Below are 15,706 nucleotides of genomic sequence, written 5' to 3' on the forward strand. Positions count from 1 at the left end.
CCGCGGCCGACGAGATCGCCGGCACGGTACCGACCACCAGCATCGTGATGCTCACGACCTTCGGCGAGGAGGAGTACATCGCCCGGGCGCTCGGCGGTGGTGCCGCCGGGTTCCTACTCAAGGCCGCCGACCCGCGCGAACTGATCGCCGCGGTGCACGCCGTCAGCGACGGAGCCGCCTTCCTCTCGCCGGCCATCGCCCGGCAGGTCATCGCAACCTACCGCGACAGCCACCGCCGCCGGGCCGCCGATGCGGCGCGGCGCGTCGGGTCGCTGACCGAGCGGGAACGCGAGGTACTCGCGCTGCTCGGCACCGGACACTCCAACGGCCAGATCGCTCGCTCCCTGCACGTCGTCGAGGGAACCGTGAAGGCGCACGTCAGCTCGATCCTCATCAAGCTCGACGCACAGAACCGGGTCCAGGCCGCCGTCCTCGCCCACCAGGCCGGCCTGTCGTAACCACATTTCGACCTGGGCTTGCTCCCGGCCCATCCCGGCAGAGGTGGAGCCGCAGAGCGCCCGCTCGGGAGTATGGCCGAGTGGCCGGCCCGGCCACATCCCCGCGAAAGCCTCCGTGCCCACCTCCAGGATCAGCGGTCGCCCGACAGGACGATCGCCGCGGCAGGGCACAGGCCGACTGCCTCGCGAACCGAGTGCCACGTTTCCGCTGGCGGTTCGGGTTGCAGGACGACCGTCCTGCCGTCGTCCAGCCCCTGGTCGAAGACCTCGCCGGCCGTCAACACGCACATCCCGGAGCCGATGCAGCGCTCGGTGTCCACGGTGATCCTCATTCGGTCACGCGTCCCAGGTGACGGGGAGGCTCTTCACGCCGTAGATGTCCGCGGTCTCCGGGCGCAGGGCCACCTCCTCGGGCGGTACGGCCAGGCGCAACGTGGGGAACCGGTTGACCAGTGCGGGGAACGCGACCCGCATCTCGACCCGGGCCAGCTGCTGGCCCAGGCACTGGTGGATGCCGTGCCCGAAGGCCAGGTGCCCACCCTCCTGCCGGCTCAGGTCCAGTGTGTCGGGGTCGGTGAAACGCTCGGGGTCGCGGTTGGCGGTGTGGTAGGACAGGATCACCCGAGAGCCGGCCCGGATGGTCTGCCCGCCCACCTCGACATCCTCCAGTGCCGTCCTCATGAACGTCTTGGCGACGCTGAGGTAGCGCAGAAGCTCCTCCACGGCCCGGTCGGCGAGCGCGGGATCGGCACGCAGCGCGGCGAGCTGCGCCGGGTTGCGCAGCAGCGCGAAGGCGCCGAGGGCCAGCATGTTCGCGGTGGTGTCTAGCCCGGCCGCCAGCAGGATCAGGGCGATCCCCTTCAGTTCCTCGTCGGTCAGATCGCTGTCGGTGAGGTCGCTGAGCACGTCGTCGGTGGGGTTCGCGCGTTTGGCGGCCACCAGGCCCGCCAGGTAGTCCTGGGTGGCGGTGTAGGCCGCTATCAGGTCCTCGTCGCTCGTCTCTCCGTTCATGAACGAGTCGACCTGCTCCTGGAAGGATCCCCGGTCCTGGTACGGCACTCCCAGCAGCTCGCAGATCATGATCGCCGGGATGGGCCGGGCGAAGGCCGTCACCAGGTCCGTCGGCGGCCCGGCCTTCGCCATCGCGTCCAGGTGCTCGGCGGTGACCTGCTCGACCCGGTCGGTGAGCAGCCGCATCCGCCGTACGGTGAACTTGCCCATCAGCGGCTTGCGATAGCGGCTGTGCTCGGGCTCGTCCATCAGGAGGAACTCGCCGGGCGGCGCCGGGGGGATCTGGATGTCCCCGTAGTCGATGGTCGGATGGAGCATGAGCTCCTTGCGCGAGCTGAACCGCGAGTCGGCGAGCACCGACCTGACCAGGTCGTATCCGGTGATCAGCCAGCCCGGTCTGTTGCCGGGGAAGGTGTAGCGGCTGATCGGGCCGTGCCGGCGGGCCTCGACCAGCTCTGCCGGCGGGTCGAAGGGGCAGCCGGGCTGGCGCGCCGTCGGCATCGTCGCCACGGCGTGCGGAGATTCCCCCATGCTCATTCCTCGTCTCGCGATAGTACGTGTTCGGTGATGACTGAACGCTACGTTGCATTCAAGGTAATCGTCAATCGGGGAACGGGAGTTATGGCAGGTAGAGAGCGTTAAATTGATGCAATGACACTGGACTCAAATGCAACGCGTCGTTGCAATGAATGACGACGAAGGCAATACTGGCGGCATGCCAGGAGGCCGGTTGACCCAGCAGGAGCGCCAGCGCATCGCGACCGGACTCGCCGACGGGCTCTCCTACGCCGAGATCGCGCGACGGCTCGACCGGCCGACCTCGACGATCAGCCGGGAAGTCGGACGCAACGGCGGCCCGGGGAGCTACCGACCCCAGCAGGCGCACCGGGCGACCGCCCAACGCGCGCGGCGGGGCACACCGGCACCCTCCCGCGCGGGCGGACCACCGGGTGGCACGGCGGGATCGGAGATCATCGAGTTGGCGGTCCGGACCGGGCTGCCGAGGATGACGGCACTCGTACACGTGGACCTGCTGCTCGCCGAGGACGGCAGGCGTACCGCCGCGGAGCTGACCCGCAGGCTGAAGGTCAGCCCGGCCTCCGTCTCCGTCGCCGTTAACTATCTCGTCCAGCACGGCTACGTCCGGCGCGAGCGCGATCCGCAGGGACGTCGCGACGTCTACGTGGTCGACGACCAGGCCTGGTACCACTCCGTCATGATCAGCACTCGGTACACCCTCGAATCGGCGCAGGCCGCGATGGCCGCCGCGGAGACGTCCGGACCCGACAGCCCGGTCGGGCAGCGACTGGCCAGGGCCGGGGCGTTCCTGGAACGGGTCAGCCTCGACATGATGGAGTCGGCCGAACGCTGGCGCACCCTGCTGGGCTGACGGCTGCCAGCCCCACCACGGGCTCAGTTCCTGATCGTGCTACCGGCCGGCTCCGGAGCGGCGCCGATGCGGGCCCGGATGCCGGATTATTCGATCGCCCCGCCAGGCGTCGATGACCATACTCACGGCCATGACTCCGGGCCCGATGTCACCGCCCGCGGACGCGTCGGTGGGTCCACAGGCGACGGGCACGGCACCGCTGCCGGTGCTCTGGCTCTACGGGCCGCCCGCCGTCGGGAAGAGCACCGTCGCCTGGGAGTTGTTCACCCGGCTCTCCCGCCAGATTCCCACCGCCTATGTCGATCTCGACCAGCTGGGCATGTGCTACGGCGCGCCGACCCCGGACAACTGGGCACCGGAGCCGGCTTCCGATCCGGGGCGTCACCGGCGGCAGACCCGCAACCTCAACCTGCTGGCGGCGAACGTCCGGTCCGCCGGTGCCCGCTGTCTGGTCGCCTCCGGAGTCGTCGACGCCGTCCGGGGCATCGACGTCGACCTGCTGCCGGAGGCGGCCCTGACGGCGCGCCGGTTGCGCGGCGAGCCGTCCGAGCTGCGGCAGCGGCTGGCCGGCCGGGCCAGGGCCGGGGACGAGGCGGTCGACGGAGTACTGGCGTACGCGGCGGCGCTGGACCGTAACCATCCGACCGACCTCTGCGTCGACACGACCGGGCGCAGCGTCACCGAGGTCGCCAAGCTGGTGCTGGCCGGAACCGGCGGCTGGCCGGCCCTGACCGGTCCGCGTACCGCAACGACCGGGCCGTACCCCAGCTACCCCGCCGGCCCTGGCGAGATCCTCTGGCTCTGCGGTGCGACCGCCGTCGGCAAGTCCACGGTCGGCTGGCAGGTCTACACCACCCTCCGCAGCGCCGGGCGCCACGCCGCGTTCGTCGACCTCGGCCAGCTCGGGTTCTACCGGCCCGCCGGCCCGCCGACGCCCCGGAACCATCGGCTCCGGGCGGGCAACCTCGCCGCCGTCTGGCAGACCTTCCGGGCCACCGGGCTGCGCCGCCTGGTCGTGGTCGGCCCGGCCGACGACGCCGAAGCGGTACGCACGTACCGGGAGGCGCTGCCGTCCGTGCGCATCACACTGTGCCGGTTGCACGCCGGCCGGGACTCGATCGCCGAGCGGGTGGTGCTCCGGGGACGGGGCCAGGGTCCGCTGATCGCGGGTGACGACCTGAGGGGGCAGCCGGCGGCCCGGTTGCGCCAGATCACCGCCGACGCGACCGCCGAGGCCGAAGCCCTGGAGGACGCGGCACTCGGGCAGATGCGGGTCGACACGGACGGCCGGACGGTGCCCGACATCGCCGGGGAGGTCCTCCGGCAGCTCGGCTGGTTGGACTGAGCCGACCGCGTCCGGCCGGCCCTGGCACCGTCGCGCCGCTATCGCTGATCCGGGTTGCCGGCCGCCGTCCGCGACCGGAGAACCTCCAGGTAGTGCTGGTTCTCCATCACGCCGAGAATGTTGCCGAACGGGTCGACGACGGACGCGGTGACGAATCCGGAGCCGCGCTCGACCGGCTTGTCGTGCACCGTGGCGCCCAGCGACAGCAGCCGGTCGAAGCTGGCCCGGACGTCGTCGACGTACCAGTAGACGACCGCGCCACCGACTCGCTCCGGCCGGCCGTGCGGGGCGTACCGGCTGTCGACGATGCCGAGTTCGTGCTGGTAGTCGCCGACCCGGAACTCGACGTACGCGGGGGTGCCCTCGGTCGGGCGCACGAAGTACGCCTCGACGCCGAGCAGTTCCGCGTACCAGGTCCGGGCGGCCGGGACGTCGTCGGCGAAGAGGCTGACGGTGGTGAGACCACGCAACATGGGATTTCGTCCTTCCGGTCGGTGTCGATTCCCATCCTCGGCCCTGAAGTGCTCACCAATTGAGCACTTTTTCCGGCAGTCTGCTGGGATGCGTGCCGACCGTCTCGTCGCCGTCCTTCTGCTGATGCAGGCCCGGGGCCGGGTGACCGCCGCCGAGCTGGCCGAGGAACTGGAGGTGTCACTGGCCACCGCCCGCCGCGACCTGGCGGCGCTCTCCACGGCCGGCGTACCGGTCTACCCGCAACCGGGCCGCAACGGCGGCTGGTCGCTCGTCGGCGGTGCCCGTACCGATCTCAGTGGCCTTTCCGCGACGGAGGCGCGGGCGTTGTTCCTGCTCGTCGGGCCGGCCGCGGCCGGCTCGGACCAGGCCCGGGCCGCGCTGCGCAAGCTCGTCCGCGCCCTGCCGCAGACCTTCCGGGCCGACGCCGAGGCGGCGGCCGGGGCCACGATGGTCGACGCGACCCGGTGGAGTGGCCGGGACCGGTCCCGGCCGGCCCTGGTCGACCTGTTGCAGGCGGCGGTGATCCGCCGGTGCCAGGTCCGGCTGAGCTACCTCGGCACTGGCCGCAGGCGCACCGAACGGCTGGTCGACCCGTGGGGACTCGTCGACAAGGACGACGTCTGGTATCTGCTGGCCGGCACCGAGCGGGGGCGGCGGACCTTCCGGGTCGACCGGATCGTCGAGGCCGAGCCGACCGACCGGCCCGCCGAGCGGCCGGACGACTTCACCCTGGCCGCCGCGTGGCGGGAGGTGGTCGACGAGGTGGAGCAGCGGCGGTCCCGGACCTGGGCGACGGTACTCGTCGAGGCCAGGTACCTGCCGGTGCTGCGCGACCAGTTCGGCCGGCACTGCCATCCCGACGGCGAGCCGGCGGACGGGCGGATCCGGGTCCGGCTCGGCGCACCCACCCCGGTCGACATCGCCCGGCACCTGGCCGGTTGGGGCGCGCTGGTCGAGGTGGTGGCGCCACGGTCCGTCCGGACCGAGCTGGCCCGGATCGGCGCCGAACTGGTCGGCCGCTATCCCGAGGGCAGCTGAGAGCAGGCCGGGCCACGCGCCGCAGTCGCCTGGTCCCCGCGCCGTCCCGGCGTGGCTGCCCGCTCATCTCGAACAGCGCCGGTGCGGGTGTCAGAGCCTGAGGCGGGCGGCGATCGGCAGGTGGTCGCTGCCGGTGGCCGGCAACGCCCACAGCTCGGTGACGCTCGCCGAGCGGGCCATCACCTGGTCGATCCGGGCGACCGGCAACACCGTCGGCCAACTGAACGGAAAGGCCGGCCCGGTCGACGGAAGCAGGTCGCCGACCGGTGCCAGCCCCCGGTCGTGCACGGTGCTGTTCAGGTCACCCAGCAGGATCACCGTCGCCAGCCGTTCGGCGGCAAGCGCCCGGGCCAGCAGCCTGGCGCTCTCGTCGCGCCGGGCGGTGCCGAACCCGTCCGGCAGGCCGAGCCGGACCGACGGCAGATGCGCCACGTAGACCGCGACGTCACCGCCGGGCATCCGGACGGTGGCCCGCAACCCCCGGTTCCAGTCCGGGTCCAACCCGGCCGGCCTGATGTCGAGCAGCCGGTCGTCCACCAGCGGATACCGCGACCAGAGCCCGACGGTGCCGTGCACCGAACGGTACGGATACTCCCCGGCCAGCACCGCCGAGTACGCCGGCAGGGCCGGTGCGGTCAGTTCCTGCACCCCGATCAGGTCGGGCCGGACCCGGGCCAGCGCCCTGGCCGTACCCGTCGGATCGGCGTTGGTGTCGCTGACGTTGTGCTGGACCACCGTGAGGTCGCCCGCCCGGTCGTCCCCGCCGGGCAGCAGCGCCGGGCCGAACAGGCCGAGCCAGGCGGTCCCGGGCAGCGCCAGCGCGACCAGGGCGGTGCCCGAGCGGCGCAGCACCGCCGGCACCAGCAGGACCGGGACGGCCAGGCCCAGCCAGGGCAGGAAGGTCTGCACCAGGCTGCCCAACCGGCCGATCCCGGCGGGCAGCAGGGCGTGCCCGGCCAGCAGCACGCCGACCAGCACGGCCAACGCGGCGAGAACCCGCCCGCGTCGCCACGTCGACCGGCCGCGCCCGTCGACACCCCAGGGGCGGTGGACCGTACGCGGCGCCGTCGGCTCGTCCTCCAGGATCGGCTCCTCCCCGCTGTTGCCACCGGCCCGGCGCGCGGCACCCGTCCGCTGGCCGAACCCGGCGGGCCGGGCCGGGTGAGCTTACTGTCCCTGGTGCACGGTCACCGTACCGGCGGCACCGTCGACGGTGACCACCTGACCGGTTCTGATCGTATCGGTGGCACCGAGGACGCAGATGACGGCGGGGATGCCGTACTCGCGGGCCACCGTCGGGCCGTGCGCCATCGGGGCGCCGGTCTCGGTCACCAGGCCCCCGGCGGTCAGGAACAGCGGCGTCCAGCCGGGATCGGTGGTCGGGGCGACGAGGATCTCGCCGGGTTCGAGATGCGCGGTCGCCGGATCGTGCACCACCCGGGCCGGGCCGGTCACCGTGCCCGGGGCCGCGCCGACGCCGCGCAGCGCGCCGGGTGCGGCGGCGGCGTCCGGGGCGAGCACCGCCTCGACGTCGGTGCCGTCGGAGAGCACCGAGACGGGTACGTGCCGACGGCGCAACTCCCGCCGGTACGTGGCCCGCCGGTCGGCGACCAGGTCCCGACGGTCGACCCCGTCTCGTACGGCTGCCCGCGCCTCGGCGAGGGTCAGGAACATGATGTCGTCGGCCCGCTCCAGCAGCCCGCCGTCGACCAGTTCCGCGCCGACCAGCAGCAGTTGCCGGCGGCTCTCCCGCAGCGGATACAGTCCGGCGAACTTGCCCGACTCGCGCAGCCCGGCCAGCACCCGCGCGCGGCGCAGCAGGAACCCGGCGATCCGGCCCCGGACGGGTCGGCGGCGACGGGCCCGTACGACGAGTTCGGCGAGCTTCGCCTCGGCCTCGGCGGTGGCCCGGGCGAACCGCCGGTCGGGGGCCTGCTCGGGGTCGGTGACCCGCAGATAGTTCGCGATCGAGGCGAAGACCGGGGTCGGGTCCTCGGCCCAGCGGGGCACGCCGAGGTCGACCTCGGCGGCGGCCCGGTGCCCGTACGTGTCGAGGAACGCCGACAGTCCGGTCTCCGGCAGCGTGCCGGCGAGGTAACGGGCGGCGAGTTCCTCCGGCGGTGTGGTCGAGAGCAGCTCGCGATGCGGTTCGGCCCGCTGGGCGAGCTGCCACAGCGCCAGGTCCATCTCGATGGTGACGTTGTGCGGCATGCCGCCGAGCACGGTGTGGATCTCGGCCTGGCTGGCGATCCCCTTGAGCAGTCCGGCCGGCAGGGCGGTGGTGAGGATGCCGGCGACGATCGGCCAGATGATCCGGTCGTACCGGGTGGTGTGGTCCTGTGCCTCGACGTAGTCGAGGCGTTCGGCTGCGGTGTTCAGCCCGGCGGGTCCGGCGGCGGCCCGCTGCCGGAGCTGGTCGATCTCCTCGAAGAGCCGGTTCCGGGCCGCCTCGGGCCGGGCCAGCGCGCCCACGATTCCGGCGACGGCCCGGGGCGCGGTCCGCAGTGCCGGGCCGAGGCCGCCGCCCGGGCCGGACCGGCGGGTGGGCGCGGGCGAGAAGCGCGGGTCGGTCAGGATGTGCTCGACCACCGCCTGGGCACGCGGGCCGAAGTCGACCGCCATCAGCTTCACCAGCCGCTTGCGGGTCCTGGGATCGCGGACCAGGTCGGTCAGGTCGCCGTAGAGGCGTCCGCCGATGTCGACGATCTCGGCCTTGATGCCGAAGGAGCCGAGCATGGCGGCCAGGAGCACCCGCAGCGCGGACATCCCCATCGGGGTGACCGGGCGGAGCATTCCCTGCACGTGCCCGAACTCCAGGTAGATCCGGGGCTGCGGCCGGTCGGTCGGTGGCGGCAGCGGGAAGAGTGTGGTGATCGGCCGGGACTGGAGCAGCCAGAGCGTGCCGTCGGAGTCGATCGCCCACTCGATGTCCTGGGGGGCGCCGAAGTGGGCCTGGATCCGTTCGCCGGCCCGGTACAGCTCGGCGAGCTGGTCGGGGGTGAGGCAGCCGCGATCGTCGTAGCGGGTGCCGTCGAGGAGGTAGTGGTCGGCCGGCCCGGTGCCGTCGACCACGGCGGTGCCGAGACCGGGGGCGGCGTCGACCACCATCTCCGCGCGGGAACCGGTGAGCGGGTTGGCGGTGAACAACACCCCGGCGACCGCGGCGTCGACCATGCGCTGCACCACCACCGCCATCCGGACGGTACGCCCGTCGATGTCGTTGGCCTCGCGGTAGGCGACGGCCCGCTCGGTGTGCAGCGAACTCCAACACTTGGCGACGGCGTCGTGCAGCGCGTCGACGCCGGTGACGCCGAGGAAGGTGTCCTGCTGGCCGGCGAAGCTCGCCTGCGGCAGGTCCTCGGCGGTGGCGCTGGACCGGACCGCGACCGGACCGCCGCCCAGCGCCCGGTACGCCGCCGCCAGCTCCGCCTCCGGGATGACGCCTCGGTCGTGCGCGGCGGTGGTGAGGCAGAACCCGTCCGGCACCCGCTCGCCGAGCCTGATCAGCTCGCCGAGTCCGGCGGCCTTGCCACCGACCAGCTCCACCATGCCGGCGGACGTCTCGGCCAACGTGATCATGTGCACCCCGGACTCCCTCCACCATTTCAATACGACTGCAATGTAACCGGCTCGGCGACCTCACGTCAATACGACTGCAATGTAAAGTGGTCGGGTGCCCAGGAGAGCCGACCACGACGCCCGCCGCCGGCAGCTCGCCGACGCCCTGATGCGACTCGCCGCCACCCAGGGCCTGGAGGCGGTCAGCCTCCGGCACGTGGCCGCCGAGGCCGGGGTCTCCACCGGCATGGTGCAGCACTACTTCCGCACCAAGGACGAGATGATGACCTTCGCCCTCGACATGGTGATGCGGGACGCGGAGCGGCGGGTCACCGCCGAGGCGACCGTTGCCGGCCGGGTCCTCGCCCCCGCCGAACTCGTCCGGACGCTGATGGTCCAGATCCTGCCACTGGACGAACCCCGACGACTGGAGGGGCACGTCACCCTGGCCTTCCTCGCCTACGCCGCCGTGAAGCCGGCCATCGCCGAAGGACTGCGAGAAAGTTCCGGCCAGATGCGGAGCTTCCTCGCCGACCAGATCCGGGCCGTACAGGCGACGAGCGGGACGGCGCCACCGGTCGACCCGACGCACGCGGCCACCGCCCTGCTGGCCCTGGTCGACGGGCTCGGCATCCACGTCCTCAGCGGGCACTACTCCGGGGCCGAGGCGGTCGCCGTCCTCGACACCTACCTCGGGCTGCTCTTCGGCACCACACCGGCCGTGTCGAACGACACCGCGCCCGCCACCGGCACCGGGTGACCCGGGTACGCCCGCACTGTCGACCCGCTCTGCCGTCCGGGACGACGCCGCGGGCCACGTACGCTACGAGCGGACCCGCGCCGCACACCGGCGGCGCCGCGAGAGGGAGGCCGCCCGGTGACCACCCGCCTGGCCGTGTTCGGCGCCGGTTCCTGGGGCACCGCCTTCGCGATGATCCTCGCCGACGCCGGCTGTCGGGTCACGCTCTGGGGACGCCGCCCCGACCTCGTCGACGCCGTCAACCGCACCCGCACCAACCCCGACTACTTCCCCCGGGTCCCGCTGCCGGCCGGCATCACCGCCACCGCCGATCCGGCCGAGGCAGTCGACGGTGCCGAGTTCGTGGTGCTCGCGGTGCCGTCACAGACCCTGCGGGCAAACCTCACCGCCTGGGCGCCGCTGATCCCACCGGGAAGTGTCCTGGTCAGCCTGATCAAGGGCGTCGAACTCGGTACCGCCAAGCTGATGAGCCAGGTCGTCGGGGAGGTCACCGGCGCCGGACCGGACCGGATCGCGGTCGTCTCCGGCCCCAACCTCGCCCCCGAGATCGTCCGCCGCCAGCCCGCCGCCAGCGTGGTGGCCTGCCGCGACGAGACCGTCGCCCGACGCCTCCAGGCCGCCTGCCACACCGGCTACTACCGCCCCTACACCAACACCGACGTGGTCGGCTGCGAGATCGGCGGCGCGGTCAAGAACGTCATCGGGCTGGCGGTCGGCATCGCCGGCGGTCTCGGCCTCGGCGACAACACCAGGGCCTCGCTGATCACCCGCGGGCTGGCCGAGACCACCCGGCTCGGGCTGGCGATGGGCGCCGACCCGCTCACCTTCGCCGGCCTGGCCGGGATGGGTGACCTGGTCGCCACCTGCTCCTCGCCGCTGTCCCGCAACCAGACCTTCGGCACCAACCTGGGGCGCGGCATGACGGTCGCCGAAACGGTCGCGGCGACCCGGCAGACGGCGGAGGGTGTCACCTCCTGCGAGTCCGTGCTCGACCTGGCCCGCCGGCACGGCGTCGAGATGCCGATCGCCGAGATGGTCGTCGACATCGTACGCGGCGGAAAGGCGCCGCAGGTCGTGGTGAAGGAGCTGATGGCCCGCTCGGCGAAGCCGGAGCGGCGCTGACCGCCCCCGGTCCGCACCTCTGCTCCGGGCGTCAGATCCGGACGCAGACGTAGCTGGCGTACGTGGCCGGGTCGCGGCTCGCCGTCGCCTCGACGATCCGGAAACCGGCCCTGACCAGCATCGGTTCGAGCAGCCAGCTGAAGGTGCTGTGCTCGGTCCGGATGTGGGTGGCGAGTTCCTCGCGGGTCCAACCGTCGGCGGCCGAACCGGCCGCCCCGGCCAGCCAGGTCTCGAACTGCTCCGCCACCTGCGCCGGCTCGAAGGTGTAGACGAGGTCACGCAGCAGCAGGATCCCGCCCGGCCGCAGCAGGCCGGCGACCCGGGTCAGCGCGACCGCCTTCCAGAAGTCCGGTAGCTGGTGCAGCGCGTGCCGGCTGTAGACGAGGTCGGCCGGCGGGCCCTGGTGGTGGTAGCTGAGAAACCCGGCGCGGACCACCTCGACGTTGCCCAACCCGGCCCGGTCGGCGCCGGCCCGAAGCCGGGCCAGCATCGCCGCCGAGACGTCCACCGCGACCACCCGCCGGCAGTGCTGTGCGGCGGCCAGGGCGAGCCGGCCGGTACCGGCACCGAGGTCGACCAGGGTCGCGTCGCTGTCCAGGCCGTGCCGGCGCAGCAGATCCAGATCGGCCAGCGGATCGTGTCCGGCCTTGCGGTCGTAGCCGTCGACGTACGCCGGGTCGAGGTGCTCCGGCCCGGCGTGTGCCAGTTCGTCGAGCCACCAGTCGGGGTGTTCCGCGCTCATCCGTCTCCTCCAGCGGGGCCTGCGCCCGGGGGCGCGACGGTCCGGCGCCGCCGTACCCGGGGCGGGGCGTCAGTATCGCCGCCACGGCCGGGCCGGGCACCACATTTACCCCGCCGGTCCCGGGTCACGATCGAACCGCCCAACTACCAGCCCCCAACTACCAGCCCCCGCCGACCGCCGTCGATACCTGCCGGCCGTCCACCCGCGACAGACGCGGAATCCACCCTGCTACTGTGCGTCGATGGATTCGCCCGCCCCCGGAAGCGCCGTGGCCGAGCACGTCACTCGCGTTGCCAACTACTACGACGCCAACACGCGACGCTTCCTCCGCTTCGGCGAGAATTCGAGCAGCGACGCGATCCATCGCTGCGTGTGGACGCCGGACGCCACGACCACGGCCGATGCCGCAGACATGGTCAACCGCATGGTGCTCGACCGTCTTCGAGGCCACCTGCCCGAAGGCGAGGGACGGATCCTCGACGTCGGCTGCGGCGTGGGTGCGACGATGGCCCGTCTGGCCACGGCGATGGACGCCACGGTGACAGGCGTGACCATCAGCCCGGTGCAGGCCGAGATCGCCGCAAAGCGGTTCGTGGCCGAAGAACTGACCGAGCGCTGTCACGTCCTCTGCGCCGACTTCGCCGACCTGCCCGCGGAGCCCCGCTACCACGCTATGGTCGGCATCGAATCCCTGGTGCACTCGCCGTCGCTGGGGGAGCTGATCACATCCCTGGCCACCCGCCTGCACCCAGGTGGCCGCATAGTCGTCTGCGACGACTGGATGACCGACAAGGATCAGGGACTTCCCGCCCGCGAGCGGTGCCTGGAACAGTTCCGCGCCGGGTGGCGCATTGGCAGCCTACACACGGTGGCCGAGTTCTCCGCCATGTCCGAGATTGCGGGCCTGCGCCTGCTCGAAGACCTGGACCTCACCCCGTACCTGCGCCTGGGCCGGCCACGCGACCGGGTGATCGACCTAGTCGTGGGCGCCACGGGTGTGCTGCCCGGGGTTCACGATCGCCTAGTCGAGAAACCGTTCTGGGCCAACATGATCGGTGGCTCGGCGCTGCAGGCCGGGTTGTCGCAGCGCTGGATCGAGTACCGCCTGCTAGTGCTCGAACAGGCGTAAACGGCCGGCGGCTCAGCCGACGCCGGGCAAGCGGGAACGCAGGAGATTGCACCCAATCGCCGGCCAGGCCGCAGGATAAGGCGGGCCAGCGCAGTACCCACCGGGACCGGGCGCTGCGAGGTGGCACCGGGGCGGTCCAGTAGACGTCATGCCGAGTCAAGTCCCGATGGTGGGTGGAGTCAGACGGTCGCTGTTGACCCCGTTGGTCGCTGGTGGCCGAAGGAATGGGAGTGTGCCGGCACCGGCGACGGCCCGCACTAGACTTCCCCGGCGATGGACGAGCAGAACCTGACCCCGGAGCCGCCGGCCGAGACCCGGCCGTGTGCCCACTGTGGACGCCCCGTACCGCAGCGGGCGGCGGCGGGCCGGCCGTTCCGGTACTGCCGGGACAACGACGGCGCCTGCCAGCGGGCCTCCCGCAACCAGCGGATGCGGCACCGCAACGCGCCGGGGCTGGCCGGCCAGGTGGCCCGCACCTGGGAGGTCGTGGACCGGCTCGACCAGGTCACCGAGGCGCTCGCCGAGGCGCTGCACGCCGAACTCTCCCCCGCCGGGGTGGAACGCCGGCTCGCCGAGGTGCGGGCCGAGGCGGCCAGCCAGATCGCGGCGGCGCAGACCGAACGGGACGAGGCGCGCCGGGAGGCCGAAACGGCGGCGGTCACCCTGCACCAGGCCCAGCAGGCGGCGAGCACGGCGGTCGCCGAGCGGGCCGCCGCCCGGTCCGAGACCGAGCGGGCCACCCGGACCGCCGAACTGGCCCGGGCCGAGACCGCCACCGCGCTCGGCGCCCGGGACGCGGCCCAGCAGGCGGCCAGCGCGGCCGCCGCGCTGCGTACCCAGGCCGAGCAGGACCGCGACGCGGCCCGCCGGGAGCTGCGGGCATTGCGCACCGAGGCGGACGCGGACCGGCGGCGGCTGGCCGAGCTGGCCCGGGAACTGGCCGAGGCGACCCGGGACCGGGACGCGGCCCGGGCCGCCTCGGAGCGGGCGACCCGGTCGGCCGCCGAGGCGGTCGGGCAGGCGGAACGGTTCCGGGCCACGGCGGCCGAGGCCCGGACCGCCGCCGAACGGGCGGCCGAGGAGGCGGCCCGGGTCCGCGCCGAGGCCGAGCGGGCGGCAGCCGACGCCGTCGAGGCCCGCGCCACCGCCGCCGCCGCGGCAGCCGAGCTGGAGCGGACCCGGGGCGACCTGCGGGCCGCGCGGGACGCCGCGGCCGCCGCCGAGGCCCGGCTCGACGCGCTGACCGTACGCCTGTCAGCGGCGCAAGCCGACCGGGACGCCGCCCGGGAGCGGGCCGGTCAGCTCTCCACCCAGGTCAGCGACCTCGCCGCCGCGCTGGCCGGGCTCAGCGCCCGCGCCGTCGCCGACGCGTCGACCGGCCGACCGGCAGCCACCGCAGCCCAGCCTGCCGGCCCGGCACCCGAGCCGTGACCTCCGGTACCGTCCCCGCTGCGGTCGACCCGGACCGGACAGCCGGCGCAAGGCGACATATCCCGGCAATTCACTACCGACACCGGTGATCCCGATCACCTGCGAGGAGATCCGGCTACGCTCGGAGCGTTTGACCACTTGTACGTTTCTGCCGGCGGCGGGAATCGCCCACCCGGCACCTGTCGTTACACCGATAAGAACAAAGCATCACGACCGAGGGGAAAGCCGATCATGGGCGAGCGCATGCTGCGCGGGAGCCGTCTGGGAGCAGTCAGCTACGAATCCGACCGCAACACCGAGCTTGCCCCGCGACAGACCCGAGAGTACCTCTGCGCCAAGGGCCACCAGTTCGAGGTGCCCTTCGCCGTCGATGCCGAAGTGCCGATGACCTGGGAATGCAAGTTCGACGGCAGCGTCGCCCGGCTGGTCGACGGCAGCGAGCCGGAGCAGAAGAAGGCCAAGCCGCCGCGTACCCACTGGGACATGCTGCTGGAGCGCCGCTCGATCGCCGAGCTGGAGAGCATCCTCGCCGAGCGGCTCGAAGAGGTCCGGACCCGGCGCGGCCGGGCCTGACCGCCTGGACAGCACACCACTGCCCCCACGGCGACGCCGTGGGGGCAGTGCCGTCTCCGGCACCACCGCGCGCCCACCGCCCCGCGGCGTCGGGCTGACGGGAGAGTCAGGGCCGACGCGGCTCGACGATCTCGCCCTCGATCGCCCCACCCGGGGCGGCCGGTGGCGGTGTCGGTGCGCTCTCGGCGGGCCCCGGCCCGGCATCCGGTCGCGGCTGGCCCCGCCGGACCCGCACCCGACGCGGCCCGAAGAGGTCCCCGGCGACCTGGGCGGAGACCCGCCGCTCGGCCACCCGCTGCACCTGCCCCCGGACCAGCCGACGCAGCGCAGGTATCGTCAGCAGCAGCCCGGCCGCCCCGGTGAGCAGGCCGGGAATCGCCAACAGCAGCCCCGCGAGCAGCCCCACCAGCCCGTCGCTGACCTCGCTGCCCGGCGGCCGGCCACCCTCGACGGCGGCCCGCAGCCCCCGCCAGGCCCGCATCCCCTCCCGGCGCAGCAGGGCCAGCCCCAGCAGCGAGGCGGCGAGCACCAGCAGGAGCGTCCAGCCGAACCCGATCCACCGCCCGAGCAACACGAAGACCGCGATCTCGACGATCCCGGTCAGCAGCAGTGCCAGCGGCACGAACCTCAACCCTCGGCGCATGTCACCCCATCCGGATGTCGGACCCACAAAGC

At 73.1% G+C, this 15,706-nt stretch carries 16 protein-coding genes; 9 read left to right on the forward strand and 7 right to left on the reverse strand.

What is annotated here, in order from left to right:
* Positions 1 to 458: response regulator transcription factor (locus V1634_RS12180; protein WP_331207891.1), on the forward strand; the 458-nt coding region annotated here is incomplete at its 5' end.
* A 131-nt stretch (positions 459 to 589) separates the two neighbouring features.
* Here the strand turns inward: V1634_RS12180 and V1634_RS12185 are convergent.
* Together V1634_RS12185 and V1634_RS12190 are read right to left on the reverse strand one after the other, a co-directional pair.
* Positions 590 to 790, reverse strand: a complete 201-nt coding sequence (locus V1634_RS12185; protein ID WP_331207892.1) for a ferredoxin — start codon at positions 788 to 790, stop codon at positions 590 to 592.
* Between the two features lie 4 nt (positions 791 to 794).
* Positions 795 to 2,000 (reverse strand): cytochrome P450, encoded by a 1,206-nt coding sequence (locus tag V1634_RS12190; protein ID WP_331207893.1) that lies wholly within the window; start codon positions 1,998 to 2,000, stop codon positions 795 to 797.
* A gap of 199 nt (positions 2,001 to 2,199) precedes the next feature.
* On the opposite strand from V1634_RS12190, the gene V1634_RS12195 reads away from it, so the two are divergent.
* Both V1634_RS12195 and V1634_RS12200 read left to right on the forward strand, forming a co-directional pair.
* Positions 2,200 to 2,859 (forward strand): GbsR/MarR family transcriptional regulator, encoded by a 660-nt coding sequence (locus V1634_RS12195; protein ID WP_331207894.1) that lies wholly within the window; start codon positions 2,200 to 2,202, stop codon positions 2,857 to 2,859.
* A 130-nt stretch (positions 2,860 to 2,989) separates the two neighbouring features.
* Positions 2,990 to 4,204, forward strand: a complete 1,215-nt coding sequence (locus V1634_RS12200) for a hypothetical protein (protein ID WP_331207895.1) — start codon at positions 2,990 to 2,992, stop codon at positions 4,202 to 4,204.
* Positions 4,205 to 4,242: 38 nt separating this feature from the next.
* On the opposite strand, the gene V1634_RS12205 is transcribed toward V1634_RS12200, so the two are convergent.
* Positions 4,243 to 4,677 carry a VOC family protein gene (locus V1634_RS12205; RefSeq protein WP_331207896.1) on the reverse strand — a complete coding sequence of 145 codons (435 nt, stop codon included), beginning with the start codon at positions 4,675 to 4,677 and terminating at the stop codon, positions 4,243 to 4,245.
* Positions 4,678 to 4,765: 88 nt separating this feature from the next.
* On the opposite strand from V1634_RS12205, the gene V1634_RS12210 reads away from it, so the two are divergent.
* The gene (locus V1634_RS12210; RefSeq protein WP_331207897.1) at positions 4,766 to 5,716 is read left to right on the forward strand and encodes a helix-turn-helix transcriptional regulator; all 951 of its coding nucleotides are present in this window, start codon (positions 4,766 to 4,768) and stop codon (positions 5,714 to 5,716) included.
* Between the two features lie 90 nt (positions 5,717 to 5,806).
* Here the strand turns inward: V1634_RS12210 and V1634_RS12215 are convergent, their stop codons facing one another.
* Together V1634_RS12215 and V1634_RS12220 are read right to left on the reverse strand one after the other, a co-directional pair.
* A complete protein-coding gene (locus tag V1634_RS12215) occupies positions 5,807 to 6,700 on the reverse strand; it encodes an endonuclease/exonuclease/phosphatase family protein (protein ID WP_407951773.1) in 894 nt (297 codons plus the stop codon).
* A gap of 183 nt (positions 6,701 to 6,883) precedes the next feature.
* Positions 6,884 to 9,295, reverse strand: coding sequence for a PEP/pyruvate-binding domain-containing protein (locus V1634_RS12220; protein ID WP_331208379.1), 2,412 nt, complete (start codon positions 9,293 to 9,295; stop codon positions 6,884 to 6,886).
* A 94-nt stretch (positions 9,296 to 9,389) separates the two neighbouring features.
* On the opposite strand from V1634_RS12220, the gene V1634_RS12225 reads away from it, so the two are divergent.
* Positions 9,390 to 10,034 carry a TetR/AcrR family transcriptional regulator gene (locus tag V1634_RS12225; RefSeq protein WP_331207898.1) on the forward strand — a complete coding sequence of 215 codons (645 nt, stop codon included), beginning with the start codon at positions 9,390 to 9,392 and terminating at the stop codon, positions 10,032 to 10,034.
* A 117-nt stretch (positions 10,035 to 10,151) separates the two neighbouring features.
* On the forward strand, positions 10,152 to 11,156 hold the full coding sequence (locus V1634_RS12230) for an NAD(P)H-dependent glycerol-3-phosphate dehydrogenase (protein ID WP_331207899.1): 1,005 nt from the start codon (positions 10,152 to 10,154) through the stop codon (positions 11,154 to 11,156).
* A gap of 31 nt (positions 11,157 to 11,187) precedes the next feature.
* On the opposite strand, the gene V1634_RS12235 is transcribed toward V1634_RS12230, so the two are convergent.
* Positions 11,188 to 11,898: a class I SAM-dependent methyltransferase gene (locus tag V1634_RS12235; protein ID WP_331207900.1), complete on the reverse strand. Its 711-nt coding sequence runs from the start codon at positions 11,896 to 11,898 to the stop codon at positions 11,188 to 11,190.
* A gap of 241 nt (positions 11,899 to 12,139) precedes the next feature.
* On the opposite strand from V1634_RS12235, the gene V1634_RS12240 reads away from it, so the two are divergent.
* From V1634_RS12240 to V1634_RS12250, 3 genes are all read left to right on the forward strand, one after another.
* Complete coding sequence (locus V1634_RS12240) at positions 12,140 to 13,027, forward strand: SAM-dependent methyltransferase (protein WP_331207901.1); 888 nt, start codon at positions 12,140 to 12,142, stop codon at positions 13,025 to 13,027.
* A gap of 273 nt (positions 13,028 to 13,300) precedes the next feature.
* Complete coding sequence (locus V1634_RS12245; RefSeq protein WP_331207902.1) at positions 13,301 to 14,458, forward strand: coiled-coil domain-containing protein; 1,158 nt, start codon at positions 13,301 to 13,303, stop codon at positions 14,456 to 14,458.
* 231 nt (positions 14,459 to 14,689) lie between these two features.
* Positions 14,690 to 15,031: an RNA polymerase-binding protein RbpA gene (locus V1634_RS12250; protein WP_101366032.1), complete on the forward strand. Its 342-nt coding sequence runs from the start codon at positions 14,690 to 14,692 to the stop codon at positions 15,029 to 15,031.
* 106 nt (positions 15,032 to 15,137) lie between these two features.
* Here the strand turns inward: V1634_RS12250 and V1634_RS12255 are convergent, their stop codons facing one another.
* Positions 15,138 to 15,674 (reverse strand): FxsA family protein, encoded by a 537-nt coding sequence (locus V1634_RS12255; RefSeq protein WP_331207903.1) that lies wholly within the window; start codon positions 15,672 to 15,674, stop codon positions 15,138 to 15,140.
* Positions 15,675 to 15,706: the final 32 nt, after the last annotated feature.

Source organism: Plantactinospora veratri (assembly GCF_036421995.1).
Taxonomy (GTDB): domain Bacteria; phylum Actinomycetota; class Actinomycetes; order Mycobacteriales; family Micromonosporaceae; genus Plantactinospora; species Plantactinospora veratri.